Source organism: Micromonospora parva (assembly GCF_040649675.1).
In the GTDB taxonomy this organism is placed as follows: domain Bacteria; phylum Actinomycetota; class Actinomycetes; order Mycobacteriales; family Micromonosporaceae; genus Micromonospora; species Micromonospora parva.
In genome coordinates this window covers 397,909-420,191 of record NZ_JBEZFX010000007.1, presented here as the reverse complement: position 1 = coordinate 420,191, position 22,283 = coordinate 397,909, and the positions used below count along the sequence as shown (strand labels likewise).

Genomic DNA, 22,283 nt, shown 5'->3' with positions numbered 1-22,283 from the left:
GCTGAGCCGGGCCAGGCCAGGCTGAGCCGGGCCAGGCCAGGCTGAGCCGGGCCAGGCCAGGCTGAGCCGAGCCGGGCCAGGCTGAGCCGAGCCGACACCGAGCCCAGGCCCTGCAGACGCTACGGAAGGCAGCCGCCGGTAAGCGGCGTGGAGCGGCTGGAACGAGGCGAGACGCGAGAGTGACAGCGGCTGGACATGGCGACGGGCGCCGCTCCCGGTGTCCCGGGGGGCGGCGCCCGTCGTACTGCTGCGGTTGAGCGTCAGTGCCGATCGATGTCGCTGGCGGTGTCCTCGCGGTAGCTCGCGCCACCGTCGGACTCGCTGGTGAGCGGCTTGGCGCCACCCTCCGGCGGGCCGGCCACGCTCTGGCCGGCGGCCAGCTCGGGGAACTTCGCGTCGAACGCCGGCCGCTCGGAGCGGATGCGCGGCATGCGGTCGAAGTTGCGCAGCGGCGGCGGGCTGCTGGTCGCCCACTCCAGCGAGTTGCCGTGACCCCAGGGGTCGTTCACCTCGACCACCGGGCCGGTCTTGTACGACTTCCAGCAGTTGTAGATGAACGGCAGCGTGGAGATACCGGTGATGAACGCGCCGATCGTGGAGATCATGTTCAGCGTGGTGAAGCCGTCGCTGGGCAGGTAGTCGGCGTAGCGGCGGGGCATGCCCTCGTTGCCGAGCCAGTGCTGCACCAGGAACGTGGTGTGGAACCCGATCATGGTGAGCCAGAAGTGCACCTTGCCCAGGCGCTCGTCGAGCATCCGCCCGAACATCTTCGGGAACCAGAAGTAGATGCCGGCGAAGACGGCGAACACGATGGTGCCGAAGAGCACGTAGTGGAAGTGCGCCACCACGAAGTACGAGTCCGACACGTGGAAGTCGATCGGCGGGCTGGCCAGCAGCACACCGGTGAGACCACCGAAGAGGAACGTGACAAGGAAGCCGACCGCCCAGAGCATGGGCGTCTCGAAGCTGATCTGGCCCCGCCACATGGTGCCGATCCAGTTGAAGAACTTCATACCGGTCGGCACGGCGATCAGGTAGCTCAGGAAGCTGAAGAACGGCAGCAGCACCTGGCCGGTGGCGAACATGTGGTGCGCCCAGACGCTCATGGAGAGCGCGGCGATCGCGACGGTCGCGGCGACCAGACCCTTGTAGCCGAAGATCGGCTTGCGGGAGAAGACCGGGATGACCTCGCTGATGATGCCGAAGAACGGCAACGCCACGATGTAGACCTCGGGGTGCCCGAAGAACCAGAACAGGTGCTGCCAGAGCATTGGCCCACCGGTTGCGGGGTCGTACACGTGCGCGCCGAGGATGCGGTCCGCGGCGAGCGCGAAGAGCGCGGCGGCCAGCAGCGGGAAGACCAGGATCACCAGAAGGCTGGTGACCAGGATGTTCCACGTGAAGATCGGCATCCGGAACATGGTCATGCCGGGCGCGCGCAGGGTCAGCACCGTGGTGATCATGTTCACGGCGCCGAGGATGGTGCCCAGACCGGAGATGGCCAGACCCATGATCCACATGTTGGCGCCGACGCCGGGCGAGTGCTCGACGCTGCTCAGCGGCGCGTACGCGAACCAACCGAAGTCGGCGGCGCCACCCGGGGTGATGAACCCGGCCGTCGCCATCGTCCCGCCGAACAGGTACAGCCAGTAGGCGAAGCTGTTCAGCCGGGGGAAGGAGACGTCGGGCGCGCCGATCTGGATCGGCACGATGTAGTTGGCGAAGGCGAACACGATCGGCGTCGCGAAGAACAGCAACATGATCGTGCCGTGCATGGTGAAGAGCTGGTTGTACTGCTCGGGCGACAGGAACTGCAGCCCTGGCCGGGCCAGCTCAGCCCGCATGATCAGCGCCATCAGGCCGCCGATCATGAAGAACACGAACGCGGTGACCATGTACATGATCCCGATTTGCTTCGCGTCCGTGGTTCGCAGCAGCCGCGCGATGGCCGACCCCTTGACCGGCTCCCGGACCGGCCAGGGCCGGGTCACGACCGGCTTGGGTGCGACGGTGGTCACGAGTGGCCTCCGGTTCTCGGTTGTCCCGCTCGGCACACGCTGGTTATCGGCGGGCCGTCATCCGCAAGGAGGATAGTCCCCGGCAGGTCGCAGCGCCGCGTGGGGTGGCGTGACACGATCTACAACGGGCCTACAGCGGGCCGAGCAGGAGCCGGTAGTGCTCCCCGAAGATCCGGTCGCCGCGTCCGCGCAGCAGCGGGTCGCGCAGCGCCGGGGGCACGTCCCTGGTCCGGTTGCGGTCCCGGGTCCGGTCGGCCACCCATCGGGTACGCGGGCGGCGACGGCTCTCGTACGCCACCAGCGCCGCCTCCACGCTGTTGGCGGCGCGCAGCGACTCGGCCAGCACCACGGCGTCCTCCAACGCCATGGCCGCGCCCTGCGACAGCGTCGGGGCGGTGGCGTGCGCCGCGTCGCCGACCAGCAGCACGCGCCCCCGGTGCCAACGGCCCAGCTCCACCTCGTCGGTGATCCCGACGTGCACCTCGTCGAGCGCCGCCAGCACCTCGGGCACCGGGCCGCGGTAGTCGGCGAAGAGGTCCCGCAGCCGCGCGAGGGGGTCGGCGGGTTCCTCGGTGCCGGCCTCGTCGGCGTAGAGGTGCAGTCGCCCGGCGCCGATCGGCACCATCAGGAACCCGGAGCGCTGGCCGAGCAGTGCGGTCCACTCGGTGACCGGTGGGCCGTCGCGCAGGACGGCCCGGTAGACCACCTGCCCGACCGGGCGCGGCGGCCCGCCGAGGGCGGCCAGCGCGCGGACCGAGGACCGTGGCCCGTCGGCGCCGATGACCAGGTCGTACTCGGTGGTGGTGCCGTCGGTGAAGGTGACGCCCACCGCGCCAGGGAGCAGGTCCAGGGTGCGGACCTCGGCGCCGTGCCGGACCGCGCCGCCGGCACCGCTGAGCAGCACCCGGTGCAGGTCGGCGCGGGGTAGTGCCCGGCACTCGCCGACGCCGGCCCAGAGGGCGTCGAGGTCGACCTCGCAGAGTTGCGCGCCCGCGGCGTCGAAGAACCGCTGCCGGTGGATCACCTGCCCGACCGGCCGGACCGGGTCGTGCAGGTCGAGCCGGTGCAGTGCGCGGGCGGCGTTGCCGGGCAGGTAGAGACCGGTCTCGGTGGACTCCCCCGGTGGCAGCTTGTCGGTGACGTCGGGCCGGAAGCCCGCCAGGCGCAGCGCCCGGGCTACGGACAGGCCGGCGATGCCCGCGCCGACGACGAGGATGCGCAGGGGGGAGCCACCCATGGTGGTGTACGCCTCCGGAGGGGGAGCGGCACGCGTTGGAGGCAACACGCTACTCGGAGCGATCGGCGCACACCAGGCCCAATCGGCCCGCACCCCGCCGCTCGTCGGCGACCCGTGCCGTTTGGCCGGCCGGCCGTCGCCGGCCGTAAGGCGGGGATGGCAATCCTCACAATTTGCCAGTTCATCCCCGACGGTTGCGCGTCAGTTTCAGACATGTAAATGTGTCGTTGAGCGTGGGAGCGCTCCCGCACTGCCCCACCACATCCGGCGCCCGGCACGCGCCGAGTCAAGGAGCGTCATGAAACGTCAACTTCGGGCCCTGGCCGTCGCCGGGTTGCTGGTCGCCAGTTCCCTGGTGGCCGTGACCTTCGGCGGCACCGCCTCCGCCGACACCCTGATCTGCGAACAGTACGGCTCGACCACCATCCAGGGCCGCTACGTCGTGCAGAACAACCGCTGGGGCACCACCGCCCAGCAGTGCATCAACGTCACCAGCAGCGGCTTCGAGATCACCACCCTGAACGGCAGCAGCCCCACCAACGGCGCGCCCACCGCGTACCCCTCGGTGTTCTTCGGTTGCCACTACACCAACTGCTCCCCCGGCACGAACCTGCCGATCCAGGTGAGCCAGATCAGCAGCGCCACCAGCAGCATCTCCTACCGCTACGTCAGCGGCGCCACCTACAACGCGTCGTACGACATCTGGCTGGACCCGTCGCCGAAGCGGGACGGGGTGAACCAGATGGAGATCATGATCTGGCTCAACCGGCAGGGCCCGATCCAGCCCATCGGCTCGGTGGTCGGCACGACGAACCTGGCCGGCCGCACCTGGGAGGTCTGGCGGGGCAGCAACGGCTCCAACAACGTCATCTCGTACGTCGCGCAGTCGGCGATCTCCAGCCTGAACTTCAGCGTGCTGGACTTCATCAACGACACCCGCAACCGGGGCGCGATCACCAACTCCTGGTATCTGACCAGCATCCAGGCCGGCTTCGAGCCGTGGCAGGGCGGCGTCGGCCTGGCCGTGACGTCGTTCTCGGCCAACGTCAACGGCGGCGGCAACCCCACCAACCCGCCGCCGACCACGCCGCCGCCGGGCGGTGGCGCGAGCTGCGCGGTGAAGTACACGGCGAACTCGTGGAACAACGGCTTCACCGCCGACGTGCAGATCACCAACACCGGGTCCAGCGCGATCAACGGCTGGACGATGAACTACAACCTGCCCAGCGGGCAGACCGTCACCAACGCCTGGAACGCCACGGTGAGTCAGAGCGGGTCCGCGGTGACCGCCCGGAACGTGAGCCACAACGGGTCCATCGCACCCGGGGGCACTGCCAGCTTCGGCTACCAGGGGACGGTGAACGGGTCGTACTCGTCGCCGAGCAGCTTCTCGCTCAACGGGGCGACCTGCTCCCGGAACTGACCTGACGGCTGGGGGCGTGACCGTCCGTCGCGCCCCCACCGCAAACGGAAGCGGGCCACCGGGAGGAGTCAGGGCGTGCGCGGAGCCGCGCACGCCCTGATCCGTCCCCCCAGACGACGATTCAGAATGAACCAAAGAACCGGTCCCACCAGTCAGGTTCCCCGGAACCGTGGAAGCGCAGGTGGGCAACTCCGTCATAGCGGTTCATCAAGAGTTCTTCCGGAATCACCAGGTGTCCCGAGCCGACGAGAGCCTGCTTGACCTCTTCGAGGTCGCTGGCGTCCAGTGCGCCTTCGGCGCATGCCTCGTCGGTGCTCAGAAAGGCACCGGGGTTGTCGGCGGCGACCATGGCCAACGGCTTGAACTTGCTCACCAGGACGACGATCCGCGTTCCGCTGACCGTAGATTCCCCCGGCACTTCGATCCGCGCGTACTGTGCGGAGTCTTGAATGTCTCGCTCGATCTCGCAACTCGTCGAGAAGCGAGACTCGATATCTGCGGCGAGGATGCCGCACGAGGCCGCAAGCTCCGTTCTGCTGTAGCCAGCGGGAAACTCCAGCCATTCGGGATCATCGAGGCGACGTAACACCGCCATCAGGTTCGCATCTCGCTCCATGACTCTCCTGCTCAGCTCCCACCCTGCGGAGATCCACTCGGCTTCCGTGAAGTCGGGGCATCCTCGCACGTGGGATGCCCCGACTTCCTGAAAGGCGAGCGGATCAAGACCGGGCCGGGCCGCGTCAAGCCCGGGCGGGGCCGCGTCGGAGGTCAGACGCGGGTGAGGCGTACCGCGTCGGCGATGACCAGGCCGCTGGAGCTGCTCCACCGGCTCACACCGACCCGGTTGGCGTCGCCCGCCGGCAGGGCGAACGTGCCGAGGGCGCGCCACTGCCCGCCGGTGGCCCGTTGGTCGACCCGGACGGTCTGGTTGCCGCTGCTGGTGGCGACGATGTACGGGGCGGCGCTGTTGTAGCCCGAGTTCGCCGGCCACCAGGCCTCGACCCGGTAGTTGCCGGCGGCCGGGACGTTGAACCGGTACCAGGCGACATCGCTGGCGGCGACCGGTTCGGCGTAGCGGTAGTCAGCCCCGTAGCGCTGACTGGAGTACGACGACACGCCCCAGTTGGCGCTGGCGGTGAACCGACCGCTGGTGGTGTTGTCCACGGTTGCGGACCAGGTCGTGCCGCCGCCGGCCATCTTCGCCGCCACGTCGGCGCGCATGACGTTCAGGTCGATGAAGGACGGGTCGATCTTGCCTGTGGTGCTGGTCTCCCGGTGGCCCCGGGCGTAGCTGCTGTCCCGGCCGAGGCGGGTGAGCACGGCGGCGGTGGCGGCGACCGACGCGTTGTACTGCGCGGCCGTCATCTCCTGGTTGACGCCGTTGTAGTCGATCTCCCACCCGATCATCAGGGTGTTGCCGTCCCCGGACGGGATCGGTCCACTGCCGCCGCTGACCCCGGCGTGGTTGCAGCGGCCGGCGGAGATGACGTGGAAGACGCCGTTGTAGTCGACGAGCGCCTGGCACAGCGGCCCCGGCAGGTCGGAGCGGCCGTTGATGCAGATGCCGAGGGCCGGGTGCGGGTTGCTGGCGCTCGAGGTCGAGGCGGTGTGGTGCCAGAGCACTCCGATCGGGTCGAAGGAGCCGGGGCGCATCCGGTTGAGCCAGTCGCCCTCGACGACGACCTGGACCCCGGCGGCCCGCAGCACGTCCACCAGCCAGGGGATCGTCGCCATCAGGCGTCCGCGAGCAGGTCGGCGAGGCACTCGGCCTTCGGCGCGGCGCTGGCCGGGGCGGGTCGGGCGACGACGGTCAGCGCGGCGACCAGCAGGGCGGGGATGCCCAGCACCCCACGGCGGCGCAGACGGACGGATGGTGATCGGGTCATGGCGATCCTCCAGCGACGGCGGGCACGAACGGATCGACGAACGTGATGACGGGCACGCTATACCGTCACGTACGTCGATGTCGATACCCTTCATCAGCGGGTCACCCGCTGAAGGAATCCGCCGATCAGCCCTCGCCGAGCGCGTCGATGTCGCGCATCTCCTCCGCCGTCAGCGAGAAGTGGAAGACGTCGAAGTTGGCGGTGATCCGCTCCGGGGTCACCGACTTCGGAATCGCCACGATCTCGTGGTCGATGTGCCAGCGCAGCACCACCTGCGCGGGCGAGACGCCATGCGCGGCGGCGATCCTGACCAGCACCGGGTCACTGAGGTCACTGGTCTTGAACGGGCTGTACCCCTCCAGCACCACACCCCGGTCCCGGTGCTCGGCGTGCCGCTGCCGGTCGTACAGCGCGGGGCTCCACTCGATCTGGTTGACCGCCGGGTTCTCCTCGGTGGACTGGATCAGCTCGTCGATCTGAGCGGTGCTGTAGTTGCTGACGCCGATGGCCCGGGTGAGATTCTCGTCCCGGGCGGCGATCAGCTCCCGCCAGAGCGGGATGCTGTCGGCCGGCGACCTCGGCGGCCAGTGGATCAGCCAGAGGTCCAGGTGGTCGACGCCGAGCGCCTCCAGGCTGGCCTCCAGCGTCTGCCGCTCCCGGCCCACCTGGTTGGGCGGCAGCTTGGTGGTGATGAAGACGTCCTCCCGGCGCAGCCCGCTCTCGCGCACCGCACGGCCGACCTCCCGCTCGTTGCCGTACACGGTGGCGGTGTCGAGGTGCCGGTAGCCGGTGTCGAGCGCCGCCAGCACGGCGTCGTACCCGGCCTGGCCGGTGGCCTGCCAGGTGCCGAAGCCGAGCAGGGGCATCCGCACGTCACCGGGGAGCAGGGCGGTGGGCTGGTCGGTGAGGTCCATGAGGTCCGTTCTACCCCGCCGCGCCCCCGACCGCCGAGTGAACCGGACACTGGGGCGTCCAGCGCACCGGTCGGTTTTGCCGGAGAATGCGGGTGTGACCGACCGGCTGCGGGAGTACCGGCGACGGCGGGACGCGGCCCGCACACCCGAGCCGGTGCCGCAGGGCCCGCCGTCGGCCGGCCCCGACGCCGCCCGCTTCGTCATCCAGCAGCACCACGCCCGCAGCCTGCACTGGGACCTGCGCCTGGAGCACGACGGGGTGCTCGCGTCCTGGGCGGTGCCACGCGGGCTGCCACGCGATCCGGGTCGCAACCACCTCGCCGTGCACACCGAGGATCACCCGATGGAGTACCTCGACTTCGCCGGCGAGATCCCCGCCGGTGAGTACGGCGGGGGCCGGATGCTGATCCACGACCGGGGCACCTACCACTGCGAGAAGTGGCGCGACGACGAGGTGATCGTGACCCTCGCCGGTGACCGGACCGCAGGGCGCTACGTGCTGTTCGCCACCGGCGGGCGGGACTGGATGGTCCGCCGCACCGACCCCGCGCCACCCGGCTGGACAACGATGCCGGATCTGGTCCGGCCGATGCACGCCACGCCCGCCGCCGGGCTCCCCCGCGACAGCGCCGCCTGGGGGTACGAGCTGCGCTGGGACGGCGTCCGGGCGATGGCGTACGTCTCCGGCGGCCGGCTGCGGCTGCTCTCCGAGACCGACGAGGACATCACCGGCGGATATCAGTGGCTGCGCGCGATGGCCGAGGCGCTCGCCCCCACCGAGGCGGTGCTCGACGGTGTGCTGGTGCGCATCGACGGTGCCGGCCGGGTGCGTCCGGTGCGTCCGAGCACCGGCAGCCGGGTCCCCGCCGACGCCCAGTACCTGATCGTCGACCTGCTCTGGCTGGAGGGCGTGAGCAGCGTCGACGTGCCGTACGCGCAACGCCGGGAGCTGCTCGATGGGCTGGCCTTGGCCGGTGCGCACTGGCAGACTCCGCCGTGGTTCCCGGGCGCGGGCGACGAGGCCCTGCGTGCCGGGCAGGAACAGGGCCTGCCGGGCGTGGTCGCCAAACGGCTGGACTCGGTCTACGAGCCGGGGCGGCGCAGCCGACGCTGGCTGGGCATCGACGCGGTCTGACGCGAGGAGCGACGTGTACCTGACCCACCTGGACTGCCCGCGGTGCGGCAAGGAGCACGCCGCCGACCGGTTACAGAACCTCTGCGACTGCGGGTCGCCGCTGCTCGCCCGCTACGACCTGCCAGCCGTGGCGAAGGCGGTCACCCCGGAACGCTTTCCGCTGCGCCCGGCCGATCTGTGGCGCTACCGGGAGCTGCTGCCGGTAGCCGATCCCCGGCACGTCATCACGCTGGGCGAGGGTTGGACGCCACTGCTGCGCACCCCGGCGTACGGCACCGAGATCGGCATCGCGGACCTGATGGTCAAGGACGAGGGGCTGATCCCGACCGGCTCGTTCAAGGCCCGGGGCGCCGCGGTCGGCGTGAGCCGGGCCCGTGAGCTGGGCGTCGAGCGGGTCGCGATGCCCACCAACGGCAACGCCGGGTCGGCCTGGGCCACCTACGCCGCGCGGGCCGGGATGGGCGCGACGATCGTCATGCCGTTGAGCGCGCCGAGCATCTGCCGGCGGGAGTGCGTCGCCGCCGGGGCCGACCTGCGCCTGATCGACGGGCTGATCGGCGACGCCGGCCGGCGGGTGGCCGAGCTGATCGCGGAGTCGAACGGGGCGATCTTCGACGCCGGCACGCTGCGCGAGCCCTACCGGCTGGAGGGCAAGAAGACGATGGGGTACGAGATCGTCGAGCAGCTCGGCTGGCAGGTGCCGGACGTGATCATCTACCCGACGGGCGGCGGTGTCGGCCTGATCGGCATCCACAAGGCGCTGCACGAGCTGCGCGAGCTGGGCTGGGTCGGTGACAAGCTGCCCCGGCTGGTGGCCGTGCAGTCCACCGGCTGCGCGCCGATCGTGCGGGCGTTCGCCGCCGGCGAGAATCGGGCGCAGCCGTGGGCGGACGCGCACACCGTGGCGTTCGGCATCACGGTGCCGGCCCCGCTGGGCGACGAGCTGATCCTGGCGGCGCTGCGGGAGTCGTCCGGCACGGCCGTCGCCGTCGACGACGCGGACATCCTGGCCGACCTGCGGGAGTTCGCCGGTCGGGAGGGGCTGCTGCTCTGCCCCGAGGGTGCGGCCTGCCTGACGGCGGCGCGGCAGCTGCGCGCCGGCGGGTGGATCCGGGCCGGCGAACGGGTGGTGGTGCTCAACACCGGCGCCGGGCTGAAGTATCCGGACACTGTCGACGTGTCCGGCGTACCCGTGCTGGCGTGAGAGCCGGCACCCCGCGGACCGCGGGGTGCCGACGCACGGTGCCTACTGGTAGGTGATGTCCGATGGTGAGTAGAGGCAGTTGACGCCGTCGGCGCCCTCGCCGATCTCGGTCGGCTCGCTGCCCTTCGGCACGCCCTTGTACTTCACGCAGATCGAGGTCTCCCGGTCCGGGTCGCCGACGATGGTGATCCGGGTGAACCGGGCGGTGTCGCCCCAGTTGGTGTTGATGCCGGCGATCGCGTCGGTGTTCCGGACGATCACGTTGTCGATCACCACGTGCCGCTGGTACGACGTGGAGCAGTTGCCGCAGGCCCGGTAGAGCTTCCCGGCGTTCTCCACCCGGAAGTTCTTGATGTAGACGGTGCCCGACCCGTTGTGTTGGAAGACCTTGTCGCTGGCGGAGCGGGCGCCACCGCCGTCGACGGTGTACGTGGTGCCGCCGCGGAAGGTCGCCGCGTCCTCGCCGACGTCCTCCCACCAGACGTTGATCAGGGTGCAGTTGCCCTCGCAGTGCACACCGTCACCGGCCGGCGCGCCGATGATCACGTTGCGCAGGGTGGCCCCGGCGGCCAACTCGAACATCGGGTCCTGGCTCTCGCTCTGCCCGCCGTCACCGATGCCGTAGTAACGCTTGAGCCCGCCGTCGAAGGTGCCGGACACCGGGATGGTCGCGTCCACCTTCTGGCTGGCGGTGGGCGTCGGCCAGCCGGCCGGTGGCGGGGTGGTGGTGGGTGGCGGAGTGGTCGGCGGCGGGGTGGTGGTCGGCGGTGGCGTGGTCGGGGTGCCACCGCCGGACGAGTCGACCAGCACGTCGTCGAAGCCACCGCTGGCGTACGCGGTGACCAGGCCGATCCGGCCCGCGCCGACCAGGCTGTTGCTGCCGGAGGCGATCTGGGTGCCGTTGACGAACCCGCGGATGGTGCTGCCGCTGGTCTCGATGCGCAGGGTGTACCAGGTGCCGGTGCCGACGCCGAGCGAGGCGGAGCCGATCGCCGTGACGGAGCTGCCGTTGACCGCCTGGAGTTCGGCGCGGCCGGAGCCGAGCAGGGCCAGCCGGTACATCTTGGTGCTGCTGGAGGAGCGGGCGGCGAGCCCGACCAGGGCGCTGGACGAGCCGAAGCTCGCCGGCCTGACCCGGGCCTGCACGGAGTAGTTGGTCCAGCTGGTCTGGCCGGCGAACTGGCGCGCCAGCTCACTGCCGGCGTTGGACTGGTTGAGCACCCCCGAGCCGTCCACCGCCCAGGTGCCACCGGACTTGGACCAGCCGGAGGTGTCGCCGTCGGTGAAGTCGTCGCTGAAGATGGTGGCCGCGAAGGCCGAGGTCATGCCGGCGGCGAGGGCCGCCACGGTCACCCCGGCACCCACCGCCAGCAGTAGTGGTCGGCGGCCGGAGAGTCGTCTTTGCTGCACAGGTGTCCTCCTTGACGCATGTGGTGGTGATCCCTGTGCCCGTCGGGCCCGAGACGCGTCGGCGCGGCGTGCGGCACTGAACGGGATCGGTGTGGCCCCGTCGGACGCCCGGATCCGAAGCGGGGTGAAGCGGGATCAAAGCCGTGGGAAAGGGCTTTCCCGCATCTTCGAGGCTAGGACTGTCCAACCATCAGCGTCAATGCCTGGCGCTTGCAGGTCTGTTGCAGGATTCGACGGATCAGTAGCTCTCCGGCTCGGTGATCCGCCAGGCCGCGTTGATCAGCCCGATGTGCGAGAGCGCCTGCGGCATGTTGCCCAGCTGCATCCCGGTGGCCAGGTCGATCTGCTCGCTGAACAGCCCCACGTCGTTGGCGTACCCGACGACCCGCTCGAAGAGCGCCTCGGCCCGCTGCTGCTCGCCCGTCATCACCAGGCACTCCACCAGCCAGAACGAACACAGCAGGAAGCCGGCCGGGTCGGCCGTCCAGCGTCGCAGCAGACCGGCCTCGGTGCCCAGCTCGCGCTCGACCATCGCGATCGTCGAGCGCATCCGTGGGTCGGTGGCCGGCAGGAAGTGCGTGACCGGCAGGGCGAGCACCGAGGCGTCCAACTCCGCCGACCCGAACGCGCCGGTGAACGCCCCGATCCGTTCGTTCCACCCCTCGCGCAGCACGGTCTCGCGGATCTCGTCACGCACGTTGGCCCAGCGACGGGGGTCGGCCTGATCACCGAGCCGGTCGGCGAGCCCCACCGCCCGGTCCATGGTCAGCCAGCAGGACACCTTGGACGAGAGGTAGTGGCGCTCGTCGTCGCGGGTCTCCCAGATGCCCCGGTCCGGCAGGTGCCACGTCGCGGCCACCTGCTCGGTCAACCCGAGCACCATCTCCCGCAACTCGACCTCGAAGTTCGCACCGAGGTAGTCGCGCAGCCGCCACACCGCCGACATCACCTCGCCCGGCACGTCGAGCTGACGCTGCCGCCAGGCGTCGTTGCCGATCCGCACCGGCCGGCTGTCCCGGTAGCCGCGCAGGTGGTCGCAGTGGTGCTCGGAAAGGTCGCGCTCGCCCTCCAGCCCGAAGAGCACCGGCACGGGCTCGTCGCCGAACCGGCCGATCGAGCGGGTCGCCCAGGCGAACAGCCGGGAGGTCTCCTCGGGGCAGGCCGCCACCCAGAGCGCCCGCATCGTCAACGAGAAGTCCCGCAGCCACGAGTAGCGGTAGTCGTAGTTCCGGTCGCCACCGATCTGCTCTGGCAGCGAGGAGGTCAGCGCGGCGGCGACCGCGCCACTGCGGGCGTACGTGAGGCCGGTCAGCACCGTCGCGCTGTGTTTGACGAGTTCGGGGTAGCGGCCGGAGTACCCGTGCGTCTCCCGGAACGCCTGCCACGCCTGCGTCGTCTCCGCGAGGGCGGCCAGCGGGTCCAGTCGGGCCGGCGGATCGCCGTACGCCTCACCGAACGCGAGGTCCATCCCGATCACCTGACCGGCGGAGACCTCGAACTCGTGGGTCACCCGGTCGGTGCCCGCCCGCAGGTGCAGACCCCCGGCGCGCAACACCAGCACCACCGGGCCGGCCCCGGCCAGCACCCCGCCGTCCGGCTGGTCGTGCAGGTACGGCGTGAGCAGGCCGTACTCCGGGCGGGGTGCGAAGTCGAGCCCCATCCGCACCCGCCCGGACAGCCCCTTGACGACCCGGATCAGCACGGCCGGGGAGTTCTTGCCCAACTCGTGGGCGCGGGCGCCCACCTCGGCGGCGAGGGCGTCGACGACCGCCACGCTGCCGTGCGGCGTGTGGTGCACCGTCCGCAGCACCAGCGAGTCCGGCAGGTACGCGCGCTCCACCCGGTGGCCCGGACCGCCGACGCCTACCGGCGCCAGCCGGAAATGGCCGGCACCCGGGTCGAGCAGCCGCGCGAACACGGCCGACCCGTCGAACCGGTGCGGGCACCACCAGTCGATCGAGCCGTCCTTGCCGACCAGGGCACCCGAACGGGAGTCCGAGAGGAACCCGTAGTCGGAGATCGCCGGCTGCTGCTCCACCCGCCGGGGGTACCCGCATCAGGCCGGATCAGACCGGGCGCCTCACTCGGTCGGCGGCTCGTCCTCCCCCGCCGCCTCGGCCGCGTCGGCCTCCTCCTTGGTCTTGTGCACCGCCTGGTCGGCGTGCTCCGGCGGCCCGTAGACCGTGTACAGCACCAGCGGGTTGGGGCCGGTGTTGACGAAGTTGTGCTTGGTGCCCGCCGGAACCACGACCAGGTCGCCTGCGGCGACCTTCCGCTTCGCGCCGGCGACCCGGGCCTCGCCGACGCCGCTGACGAAGGTCAGGATCTGGTCGATGCCCTCGTGCACCTCCTCGCCGATCTCCCCGTCCGGCGGAATGGTCATGATGACCAGCTGGGTGTGCTCACCGGTCCACAGCACCCGCCGGAAATCCGGGCTCTTCTCGGCGACAGTCGCGATAGTGAAATGCTCCATGCCCACGCTCATACCCCGTCCGGCGGCGCGCCACGCCGGGAGTCGCAGATGATGGAATTCCCCACGGTCAGAGGGTTTGGATGCGCGCGGACCGGGGATCGACAGCGCGGACCGGCACGAAGCGCCGGTCGAGCCAGGTCCCCGCCGGCGTACCGCCGAACGGCTGCGGTGGTGGGAGACGGCCAGAGCGCGGCGACGTTCCGACCACGGTCGAGCGGCGCCGTGCGCTCTTTCGAGCCACCGTGCGCTCACCCGACTCAGCGATGGAGCCAGGTGAGCAGCTCGGACGGGGCCAGCGCGGCGACCCGTTGCTGATAGCGGGATCGCGCGGGCTCGTCCAGCAGGTCGCGTCCCTGACCGGAGCCTCCTCGGCGAAAGAACGCCAGGCGGTCGCGCAGCACGCCGAGGGTGTCCGGTGCCAGCTGGTCGGCGCGCTCGCGCATGCGGCCGAAGGTGGCCGCCTCGATGAGCGCGGGCCAGCGCGCGTCGGGGACCGTGATGCCCCACCGGTCGGCGAGCCGGCGCATCTCACCGCCCAGATCGGCCAGCAGGTCGTCGTAGTGCACCAATTCGATGTTCGGCTCGTGCCGGCGGGCCCACGCGTCAGTCAGGTGCATCAGCACCCCGGGGAGCGAATCCAGCTCGGAGTGGGGGTCCACCTCCCGGTCGACCCAGCTCGTCAACCACTCCCGCACCGGGGGCCGCTCACCCGGCGGCCCGGCCGGGGCGGGTTGGCCGGTCAGCTCGGCCAGCCGCGCCCGGTCCAGGTTGGCGGCCTGGTGATAGAGGGAAACCGCCATGTCCAGTGGGTGTCGGGCCACCACCACGTAGTGCACCCGCGGGTCGAGCGGCACCCCGTCCAGCGGGGTGTGCGTCTTGATGAACCGCCGGTGCTGCTGGGCGGCCAGCCGGTCGTACACCGTGGCTCGCGGCTCGCCCAACCAGTCCAGCCACGGCGACAACTCGGGCAGCGGCGCCGGCAGGTCCGGGGTGCCCAGCACCAGGAGCGCACAGATCATCTGCATCCAGGTGGTGCCGCTCTTGGACCGGGTGCTGATCACGATGTCGCCGTCGCGGAACGGGAAACCGGTCCACCGCGCGCTGTCCTCGTCGTCGGATCGGTACCGGTGAATTGGCGTGAGCACCGGTGGATGGTAGTCGTCGAACCGACAGTCGAGCAGCCGAATTCCGACTTACACCCCTGTGAGACATGCGCATGCCTGGCTAGATTGAAGTATGGTGCCCGCCCACGGGGGCCGGGCGGCGGCAACGCTCTACCGCCCCATCCTCGCCAACCGACGAGGCGAGCTTGAGGCCCTGAGCCACCTCGATCCCGCGTACGCCGAGCTGGTCGCCCCGGTCCTGGAGATCGGCACGATCGACAGGTCCACGATGGACACCGTTCGCCGGCTGCCGTCCGGGCTGCTGCCCGCCGTCGACGTCAGCGCGCTGCCCGACATCCCCGAGGCGGAGCTGACCCGCTGGGGCGTACCGATGGTGCCGGTCATCGGGCTCTCCGAGAGCGACCACCGGCTGGTCGCGCACGGCGCGGCGGCACGGGCGTACGGCCGCCGGGCGCTCATCCGGCTGCGGGCCGGCCAGGACCGGGCCGGGCCGGACGCGAGCACCACCGCTGTGGAACGGATCTGGCGGTTCACCGACCTCGCCCCGGAGGAGTGCGACCTGCTGGTGGACGCGGGGGACGTGTGCTGCCCGGCGGACGTGCGGGCCGCCGAGCCCCGGATACGCCGCCTGCTGGACTGGGCGCGCCGACACGCCTGGCGGTCGGTGACGGTGGCGGCGGGCGGCATGCCGCCGACGCTGTCCGGCCTGCCCACCGACGAACCGGTCCAGTTGGACCGTTGGGACTGGCAGCTGTGGCGACGGCTGGCCGACGCCGGGGTCGACTACGGCGACTACGGCGTCCACCCGGCGGTGCCGGGCACCGGTGATCCCGGCGACCGGTTGCCGACGGTGCGGTACACCGACGACGGCAGTTGGTGGATCTACCGCTGGGCGCGACGCGGCGGCCGGGGCGACGACCGGTTCGCCGACCTGTGTCGCACGCTGGTGTCGGCGCCACACTGGCCGACCACCGGGGCGGCCTTCTCGTGGGGTGACCATGAGCTGTTGCGCCGGGCCCGCAGGGGTGCCGGCGCCGGCTCGACCGCCAACTGGGCGGCGTGGAGCACCTCGCACCACCTGGCCCACGTGCTGAACACGCTGTTGCACCCGGCCGACGACGGTGTGCCGAGGTGGCACCCCGGGCAGGGTCCACCGCAGCGGGGGCGCCCGTTGCGGTGAGCTTCTGGTGCTACTGCTTCTCGGTGAAGCCGAACTGGATGACGCCCTCGTCGTCGACGGTCGCGTCCACCGACGCGTCACCGAGCAGCTCGGCGGCGTCCTCGTCCAGGAAGATCCGGGCGCCCTGGTTGTCGACCACCCGATCGCCCTGCACCGGCTCGGGCACCAGCTCGACGGTGAGCGAGCCGGCCTCGGTGTCGGCGGCGATTCGCACCCCACCGTCCTGGGCGACGTCCTGCTGATTGGCGAGGTCACGAATGACGAGCACGGCGTTATCGGTCATGGTGAGCATGAGTGGAACTCCTCGTGGATTCTCGGCTCGCTGTCGAATACGGCACGGACCGGACAGTCGGGCCCGCCTACGAGCACGCGTGGGAGGCGACAGAGGGGCGAACGGTCATCGCCGTCGCATCGGATCGGGGCAGCTGACGGCCCCGTCACTTCCACCGTGCCCGCTGGCGGACCATCCGTCAAATAGAGCCGGATCAGTGGAGAGCGGCGGCCGGGGCCAGCCAGGCGCGAATCTCGTTGACCGCCGCGCGGCCGGCCCGGTTGGCCCCGATCGTGCTGGCCGAGGGGCCGTACCCGACCAGGTGAACCCGCGGGTCGGCGACCACCCGGGTGCCGTCCATCGTGATACCGCCGCCCGGCGCGCGCAGGCCCAGCGGGGCGAGATGGTCGATGGCCGCCCGGAAGCCGGTGCACCAGAGGATGACGTCCGCCGACACGTTCCGCCCATCCGCCCAGGCCACCCCGTCGGGTGTGATCCGGTCGAACACGGGTAGCCGGTCGAGGACGCCGCGCTCGCGCAGCCGGCGCACCTCGGGGGTGACCGGCAGCCCGGTCACGCCCACCACGCTTCCCGGTGGTCGACCGGCCCGGACCGCCTCGTCCACCCGGGCCACCGCGGCACGACCCAGTTCCGGGCCGAACTCCTCGTCGTTGAACGACGGCGGCCGGCGGGTCACCCAGGTGGTGGCCGCCGCGACGGTGGAGACCTCACCGAGCAGTTGCACGGCCGAGGTGCCGCCGCCGACGACCACCACGCGAAGGCCGGTGAACTCGGCCGGCCCCCGATAGTCGGCGGTGTGCAGCTGCCGTCCCCGAAACGTCGACCGGCCCGGGTAGTGCGGCCAGAACGGCCGCGTCCAGGTGCCGGTGGCGTTGATCAGGGCTCGGGCGGTCCAGGTGCCCCGGTCGGTGTGCACGTCCAGTCGTCCGTCGGGGCGGGAGCGCACCGCCCGGACCCGTACCGGCCGCCGCACCGGCAGGTCGAAGGTCCTCTCGTACGCGGCGAAGTAGGCGCTGACCTGCTCGGCGGCCGGGCGGTGCGGATCGGCGGGTGGGAGCGGCAGGCCGGGCAGGTCGTGGAAGCCGTGCACCCTGTCGAAGACCAGCGTCGGCCAGCGGTGCTGCCACGCGCCGCCGGGCCCGTTGTCGGCGTCGAGGATGACGAAGCCACTGCCGGGGGCGAAACCGGTGCGGTGCAGGTGGTAGCCGGCGCTCAGACCGGCCTGGCCGGCGCCGATCACCACGACGTCCGCGGAGAGGGTGTCCACACGGGGTACAACAGCCCGGTTGTCGGGACTGTGCCCGCCGTCGGTCGTCGCGCCGGTCACAGCCGGCCATTCCGGCGTCGACCACCCGACCGGCACTTACGCTGAGCGAATGAGCGACTTCCGTCGGTACGCGGCCGAACTCCTCGGCACCCTGCTGCTGGTGTTCTTCGGCGTGGGCAGCGCGGTCGCCGCCCGGGTCCAGGGCGGCGTGGTGGTGGTGGCGCTGGCCTTCGGGTTCGTGATGGTGGCCCTGGTCTACACGATCGGCCCACTCTCCGGCAGCCACGTCAACCCGGCGGTGACGCTCGGTGTGCTGCTCTCCGGAAAGATCTCGGTGCTCGGGGCGGTGGCGTACTGGATCGCGCAGTTCGTCGGCGCGACCATCGCGGCCTTCGTGCTGTGGGCGCTCACCCGATGGGGTGACGTCGCGGACCAGACCGGAGCCCTGGGCGCGAACGGCTACGGCGCGCACATCAACCGGGGCGGCGCTGCCGTGCTGGAGGTCGTACTGACCTTCCTCTTCGTGCTGGTGGTGCTGGTGGTGACGAGTCGGAGCGAGAATCCGGGCACCGCCGGACTGGCCATCGGGCTGGCGCTGGCCGCCACCCAACTGGTGGGCGTGACGCTCACCGGTGCGGCCGTCAACCCGGCCCGCGCGTTCGGCCCGGCGGTCTTCGAGGGCGGCGTGGCGCTGCGGCAGCTCTGGGTGTTCATCGTCTTCCCGCTGCTCGGCGGGGCGCTCGCGGCGCTGGTCGCACCACTGCTGATGGGGGCGCAGCGGCACTACTGGGGTGGTCACGAGAAATCGGTCGGCGAGCCGAAATAGGCAGGTACGGCAATATCTTTCGCCCGGGGACCTTTTCCGGCGAATATCTCCGTGGCAGCATCAGCACATGCATCGTCGTCACTTTCCCCGGGCCCTCGCGCTGCTGGCGCTGGTCGCCACCGCGGCCACCGCCGCCGCGCCCGGCGCCACAGCCGAGTCGCCCACCCCCGCGACGACCCAGCTGCGCGCCACCATCGACACGATCCTCGCCGACAGCCGGCTGAGCGGCGCGCAGGCCTCGGTGGTCGTGGTCGACACCAGCACGGGGCAGACGCTCTACGACCGCAACGGCGACCGCCGGCTGATTCCGGCGTCCAACACCAAGCTGCTGACCTCGACCGCGGCCCTTGAGCTGCTCGGCCCCGGCCACCGCTTCACCACCGACGTCCGCGCCAGCGGCAAGCGTCGCGCGGGCCTGCTCTCCGGCAACCTCTACCTGCACGGCGGAGGCGACCCGACAATGCTCGCCGCCGACTACGACGCGCTCGCCGCGCAGGTCGCCGCCGACGGCGTACGGGTGGTCACCGGCAACCTGGTCGCCGACGACACCCGCTACGACAGCACCCGGCTCGGCCCCGACTGGACCTGGGACGACGAGCCCTACTACTACGCCGCCCCCGTCTCCGCGCTGACCGTCGCCCCGGACACCGACTACGACGCGGGCACGGTGATCGTGCACGCCGCGCCGGCCGACCGGGCCGGCGCCCCGCCGGTGGTAACCACCACCCCCGCCACCGGATACGTCCGGGTCGACAACCGCGCCGAGACGGTCAGCAGCGGCGAGACCTCCATCTCGATCGAGCGCGAACACGGTGGCAACACCGTCGTGGTGACCGGTCAGATCGCCCTCGGCGACGAGCCGGCCAGCGACTGGGTCACCGTCTGGGAACCCACCGGCTACGCGGCCGACGTGTTTCGGACGGCGCTGCACCGACACGGCGTCCGGGTGCTCGGCCGGACCGTGCTCGGCCAGCCCACCCCGGAGACGGCCGACCCGGTGGCGCGACACGACTCGATGAGCCTGGGCGAGCTGATGACACCGTTCCTCAAGCTCTCCAACAACGGGCACGCCGAGGTGTTGACCAAGGAGATCGGTCGGGTGCTCTCCGGCTCGGGAACGTGGACGGCCGGCCTCACCGCGATCAGCGAGTACGTCGCCGACACCGGGATGGACACCGGGAAGCTGCGCCAGCGGGACGGCTCGGGGTTGTCCCGGCGCAACCTCGTCCCGGCGACGGAGTTCGTCGACCTGCTCAGCGCCGTCCGCGCCGAACCGTGGTTCGCCACCTGGTACGCGGCGCTGCCGATCGCCGGCCAGCCCGAGCGGTTCGTCGGTGGCACCCTGCGCAGCCGGATGGCCGGCACCCCGGCGGCGGGCAACGTGCACGCCAAGACCGGCAGCCTGACCGGTGTCTCCGGGCTCTCCGGGTACGTCACCAGCGCCGACGGTCGGCTGCTGGCGTTCTCCATCCTGCTGAACAACTACCTGACGGCGTCGGTGAAGTCGCTGGAGGACCAGATCGCCGTAACGCTGGCCGGCTTCCGCGAGGGACAGACGTCGACGGCCCGGGTGGCAGCGCCGGCGGTGCCGGAGACGCCGCGCACCCCGGAGGGCGTCGAGTGCGCCTGGGTGAAACCGATCACCTGCTGAGCGACGGCCGGGAGGCGCGGACGCGCCTCCCGGCCCGGCGAGCGCTCAGGCCGGACGGTCCGGTGGGGGGACCACCGCCGTCGGGTCGCCCCGCTCGATGAGCGCGGCGATCTCAGCGGCCCGCAGCCCGCGCAGTGCCAGCACCCGGGTGCCCCAGCGGTGCAGGCGGCACGGGTGTGGGCTGGCATCGTTGCGGCAGACCACACCCCCGGACCACCGCCGGGGGGCGTGCACCACCACCGCCCGCACGGCGAACTGGGTGTCCTCGCCCGTCACGTACGGCGGCAGGGGAATGTCGCGAAGAACCTCCCCGGACGCTTCACCGGTGCCGGACGAAGCGGCACGACGGACGCGGTGGGCGGTGCTGCTGCTCATTTCCGCTGCCTCCACACTGGATGGTCGGATGGGGACAGCAGAAAGTTACGTCGCATTCGACGCTCCGCGACGGACAAACTGTCCCGCCGCCGCCCGCGCGACGATGGATCGGTCAGTCAGCGCACCGCCACGGCCTGGAGGCCGACGTTTCCGCAGTGCTGCGTGAAGACCTTCTCGACGGTCCACTTCAGCAAGAGTCGAGCACCCTTCGGCAGGGTGAAGCGGATGGTGAACTGGGCGCTCTGACTGGTGTAGGGATCTTCCAGTCGCGCGGTGCTGGCGGGCCCGCCGGTGGACAGCCGCGCTTCCAGCCGCCCGCGTGCCATCCAGATGCCGCCGTACAGCTGGACCGTGCGCGGCCCGCCGCTGCCCGCGACGGCGAGACTGAAGCCGTTGCCGGCACCGCAGGTGTAGACACCGTTGGAGGTGCCGTTCGTCGAGCGGTTCGGTGTGCCGTCGGACCAGCGCACGTACTCCTGGTTGCCGTCCCAGCCGACCCGCCTGCCGGCGCCTCCCCCGTCGATGATCTCGCCGGAGCCGGAGCGCTTGCGGATCGTCGACCTGCCGCCGTCCTCCCCCCAGTGCACCCAGTCCCGGGTGCCCACGGCGGTGAGGTCGACGGCGGCGGGCATCTCCTCCCGGCTCACCGACAGCGCCGGCGCACCGGGCTTGGCCGGTGGTGGCGGCGGGGCGGGCGGGCTGGTCGACGGTGTCGGGTCCGGCGAGGGCGGGCGCTGGCGCGGGCGCAGACCGGGGGTGGCCGGCCCCGCCTCACCGGTGCGCCCGTCGGCGGCCGGGAGAACTGGGGAACGGCCGGTCCCGGCGGACCCGCCGCCCAGACCCACCTGGCCGTCCGGCTCGGGCCCGGACCAGAAGCTGAGGTACGAGATCAACAGCACCAGGCCGACGAGTACGGCGGCTCCCTGAACCACAAAGCGCCGCCGCTGCCGGGCGCGGCGCAGCACGCTGCGGGTGAATCCGGCGGTCGTGGCACGCGGACGGTGCCTCGGCGGCGCGTCGCCAGCCCTCGAACCAGCCCGCGTGCGGTCTTCGTCCGCCACCGACCCCTCCAACTCCACCGCCCGGCCGTCCTGGACCGCAGCGGACCACACCGTCCACTGTGGGCCGATTCACGTTTACACGGGCGTGGACGACACGCTAGATCCGGACTGCCGGACGTGTCCAGCCCACAACGGGACGCTGTCGGACAACCTGGCCCGCCCGGACTGACACTTCGGCAGCCCACGACCGCCTTACGCGTCAGCCGATCCGGAAACCGAGCAGCTGCGCGATGGTCACGGCCTGCTCGACGTCGATGATGGCACCGGCCCGTTCGACGACCGTCGGGTCGAGCGCGGTGAGATCGCTGCCCCGCAGGTCGGCGCCGCCGAGCCGGACATTGGTCAGCTGGGCGCCGGAAAGATCGACGCCCGTGACGGAGGCACCGGTCAGATTGGCCCTGGTGAGGTCCACCTCGCGCATGCGCACCCCGGTCAGCCGAACGCCGCGCAGGTCGGCGCCCGGCAGCGCGGCGAAGGACCAGTCACCGCCGTCCACCGTCAACGGACGCAGATCACATTCGCTGAAGGTGCTGCCGACCAGCTTGCAGCCCGTGAACTCGGCCTCGAAGAAGTTGCACCGCCGAAAGACGCACCGGGTGAAGGCGGAGTCGACATGCCGGGAGGAGTTGAACGCCACGTTGCCGAACGTGCACCCGGTGAAGACGGCGCCTCTGCTCACCGCCTCGGTCAGGTCCACCCCGAAGAACTCGCAACCCACGAAGTGCCGGTCGGTCAGCTCCTCGCCGTACCAGTCGTCGTTGCGGAAGGTCACGTCCTCGGTCAACTCCGGCATCCGGCCAGGCTAGT

General features: G+C 71.3%; 21 protein-coding genes. 6 read left to right on the top strand and 15 right to left on the bottom strand.

Annotated features, from left to right (window positions below; genetic code table 11):
• Nucleotides 1-260: 260 nt before the first annotated feature.
• Together ctaD and AB0C03_RS20255 are read right to left on the bottom strand one after the other, a co-directional pair.
• Nucleotides 261-2,018 (bottom strand): aa3-type cytochrome oxidase subunit I, encoded by a 1,758-nt coding sequence (ctaD, locus tag AB0C03_RS20260; protein ID WP_030331286.1) that lies wholly within the window; start codon nucleotides 2,016-2,018, stop codon nucleotides 261-263.
• 130 nt (nucleotides 2,019-2,148) lie between these two features.
• Entirely contained in the window at nucleotides 2,149-3,255 is a 1,107-nt protein-coding gene (locus tag AB0C03_RS20255; protein ID WP_357638336.1) for an FAD-dependent monooxygenase, read from the bottom strand.
• A 298-nt stretch (nucleotides 3,256-3,553) separates the two neighbouring features.
• Between AB0C03_RS20255 and AB0C03_RS20250 the strand changes: the two genes are divergently transcribed.
• The gene (locus AB0C03_RS20250; protein WP_030331290.1) at nucleotides 3,554-4,678 is read left to right on the top strand and encodes a glycoside hydrolase family 12 protein; all 1,125 of its coding nucleotides are present in this window, start codon (nucleotides 3,554-3,556) and stop codon (nucleotides 4,676-4,678) included.
• Between the two features lie 121 nt (nucleotides 4,679-4,799).
• Here AB0C03_RS20250 and AB0C03_RS20245 read toward each other — a convergent pair whose 3' ends face one another.
• The 4 genes from AB0C03_RS20245 to AB0C03_RS20230 form a co-directional block, all read right to left on the bottom strand.
• Entirely contained in the window at nucleotides 4,800-5,294 is a 495-nt protein-coding gene (locus AB0C03_RS20245) for a hypothetical protein (RefSeq protein WP_210865129.1), read from the bottom strand.
• A 152-nt stretch (nucleotides 5,295-5,446) separates the two neighbouring features.
• Nucleotides 5,447-6,412 carry a golvesin C-terminal-like domain-containing protein gene (locus AB0C03_RS20240; RefSeq protein ID WP_030331295.1) on the bottom strand — a complete coding sequence of 322 codons (966 nt, stop codon included), beginning with the start codon at nucleotides 6,410-6,412 and terminating at the stop codon, nucleotides 5,447-5,449.
• Entirely contained in the window at nucleotides 6,412-6,564 is a 153-nt protein-coding gene (locus AB0C03_RS20235) for a hypothetical protein (RefSeq protein ID WP_167337296.1), read from the bottom strand. The genes AB0C03_RS20240 and AB0C03_RS20235 overlap by 1 nt, the downstream gene beginning before the upstream one ends.
• A gap of 125 nt (nucleotides 6,565-6,689) precedes the next feature.
• The gene (locus AB0C03_RS20230; protein WP_030331297.1) at nucleotides 6,690-7,478 is read right to left on the bottom strand and encodes an aldo/keto reductase; all 789 of its coding nucleotides are present in this window, start codon (nucleotides 7,476-7,478) and stop codon (nucleotides 6,690-6,692) included.
• A 94-nt stretch (nucleotides 7,479-7,572) separates the two neighbouring features.
• On the opposite strand from AB0C03_RS20230, the gene AB0C03_RS20225 reads away from it, so the two are divergent.
• Nucleotides 7,573-8,613: a DNA polymerase ligase N-terminal domain-containing protein gene (locus AB0C03_RS20225; protein ID WP_357638332.1), complete on the top strand. Its 1,041-nt coding sequence runs from the start codon at nucleotides 7,573-7,575 to the stop codon at nucleotides 8,611-8,613.
• A 13-nt stretch (nucleotides 8,614-8,626) separates the two neighbouring features.
• Nucleotides 8,627-9,817 carry a threonine synthase gene (locus AB0C03_RS20220; protein WP_357638330.1) on the top strand — a complete coding sequence of 397 codons (1,191 nt, stop codon included), beginning with the start codon at nucleotides 8,627-8,629 and terminating at the stop codon, nucleotides 9,815-9,817.
• Nucleotides 9,818-9,859: 42 nt separating this feature from the next.
• Here the strand turns inward: AB0C03_RS20220 and AB0C03_RS20215 are convergent, their stop codons facing one another.
• From AB0C03_RS20215 to AB0C03_RS20200, 4 genes are all read right to left on the bottom strand, one after another.
• Nucleotides 9,860-11,227 carry a pectate lyase gene (locus tag AB0C03_RS20215; RefSeq protein WP_030331302.1) on the bottom strand — a complete coding sequence of 456 codons (1,368 nt, stop codon included), beginning with the start codon at nucleotides 11,225-11,227 and terminating at the stop codon, nucleotides 9,860-9,862.
• Nucleotides 11,228-11,465: 238 nt separating this feature from the next.
• Nucleotides 11,466-13,265: a glycoside hydrolase family 15 protein gene (locus AB0C03_RS20210; RefSeq protein ID WP_357638328.1), complete on the bottom strand. Its 1,800-nt coding sequence runs from the start codon at nucleotides 13,263-13,265 to the stop codon at nucleotides 11,466-11,468.
• Nucleotides 13,266-13,307: 42 nt separating this feature from the next.
• Nucleotides 13,308-13,700 (bottom strand): cupin domain-containing protein, encoded by a 393-nt coding sequence (locus tag AB0C03_RS20205; protein WP_036411381.1) that lies wholly within the window; start codon nucleotides 13,698-13,700, stop codon nucleotides 13,308-13,310.
• 257 nt (nucleotides 13,701-13,957) lie between these two features.
• Nucleotides 13,958-14,845 (bottom strand): sulfotransferase domain-containing protein, encoded by an 888-nt coding sequence (locus tag AB0C03_RS20200; protein ID WP_357638325.1) that lies wholly within the window; start codon nucleotides 14,843-14,845, stop codon nucleotides 13,958-13,960.
• A gap of 91 nt (nucleotides 14,846-14,936) precedes the next feature.
• Here AB0C03_RS20200 and AB0C03_RS20195 point away from each other — a divergent pair, with 91 nt between their 5' ends.
• A complete protein-coding gene (locus AB0C03_RS20195) occupies nucleotides 14,937-16,004 on the top strand; it encodes a beta family protein (protein ID WP_030331310.1) in 1,068 nt (355 codons plus the stop codon).
• A 10-nt stretch (nucleotides 16,005-16,014) separates the two neighbouring features.
• Here AB0C03_RS20195 and AB0C03_RS20190 read toward each other — a convergent pair whose 3' ends face one another.
• Together AB0C03_RS20190 and AB0C03_RS20185 are read right to left on the bottom strand one after the other, a co-directional pair.
• Complete coding sequence (locus AB0C03_RS20190; protein ID WP_030331312.1) at nucleotides 16,015-16,296, bottom strand: adhesin; 282 nt, start codon at nucleotides 16,294-16,296, stop codon at nucleotides 16,015-16,017.
• Between the two features lie 193 nt (nucleotides 16,297-16,489).
• A complete protein-coding gene (locus AB0C03_RS20185) occupies nucleotides 16,490-17,563 on the bottom strand; it encodes an NAD(P)-binding domain-containing protein (protein ID WP_030331314.1) in 1,074 nt (357 codons plus the stop codon).
• Between the two features lie 109 nt (nucleotides 17,564-17,672).
• Between AB0C03_RS20185 and AB0C03_RS20180 the strand changes: the two genes are divergently transcribed.
• The gene (locus AB0C03_RS20180; protein ID WP_030331316.1) at nucleotides 17,673-18,389 is read left to right on the top strand and encodes an MIP/aquaporin family protein; all 717 of its coding nucleotides are present in this window, start codon (nucleotides 17,673-17,675) and stop codon (nucleotides 18,387-18,389) included.
• A 67-nt stretch (nucleotides 18,390-18,456) separates the two neighbouring features.
• Complete coding sequence (gene dacB / locus AB0C03_RS20175; RefSeq protein ID WP_030331317.1) at nucleotides 18,457-20,040, top strand: D-alanyl-D-alanine carboxypeptidase/D-alanyl-D-alanine endopeptidase; 1,584 nt, start codon at nucleotides 18,457-18,459, stop codon at nucleotides 20,038-20,040.
• A 45-nt stretch (nucleotides 20,041-20,085) separates the two neighbouring features.
• Here the strand turns inward: dacB and AB0C03_RS20170 are convergent, their stop codons facing one another.
• The 3 genes from AB0C03_RS20170 to AB0C03_RS20160 all read right to left on the bottom strand — a co-directional run bounded on the left by AB0C03_RS20170 (nucleotide 20,086) and on the right by AB0C03_RS20160 (nucleotide 22,269).
• A complete protein-coding gene (locus AB0C03_RS20170) occupies nucleotides 20,086-20,415 on the bottom strand; it encodes a hypothetical protein (RefSeq protein WP_030331319.1) in 330 nt (109 codons plus the stop codon).
• 116 nt (nucleotides 20,416-20,531) lie between these two features.
• Entirely contained in the window at nucleotides 20,532-21,476 is a 945-nt protein-coding gene (locus AB0C03_RS20165; RefSeq protein ID WP_357638322.1) for a hypothetical protein, read from the bottom strand.
• 199 nt (nucleotides 21,477-21,675) lie between these two features.
• Complete coding sequence (locus tag AB0C03_RS20160) at nucleotides 21,676-22,269, bottom strand: pentapeptide repeat-containing protein (RefSeq protein ID WP_030331323.1); 594 nt, start codon at nucleotides 22,267-22,269, stop codon at nucleotides 21,676-21,678.
• Nucleotides 22,270-22,283 lie beyond the last annotated feature (14 nt).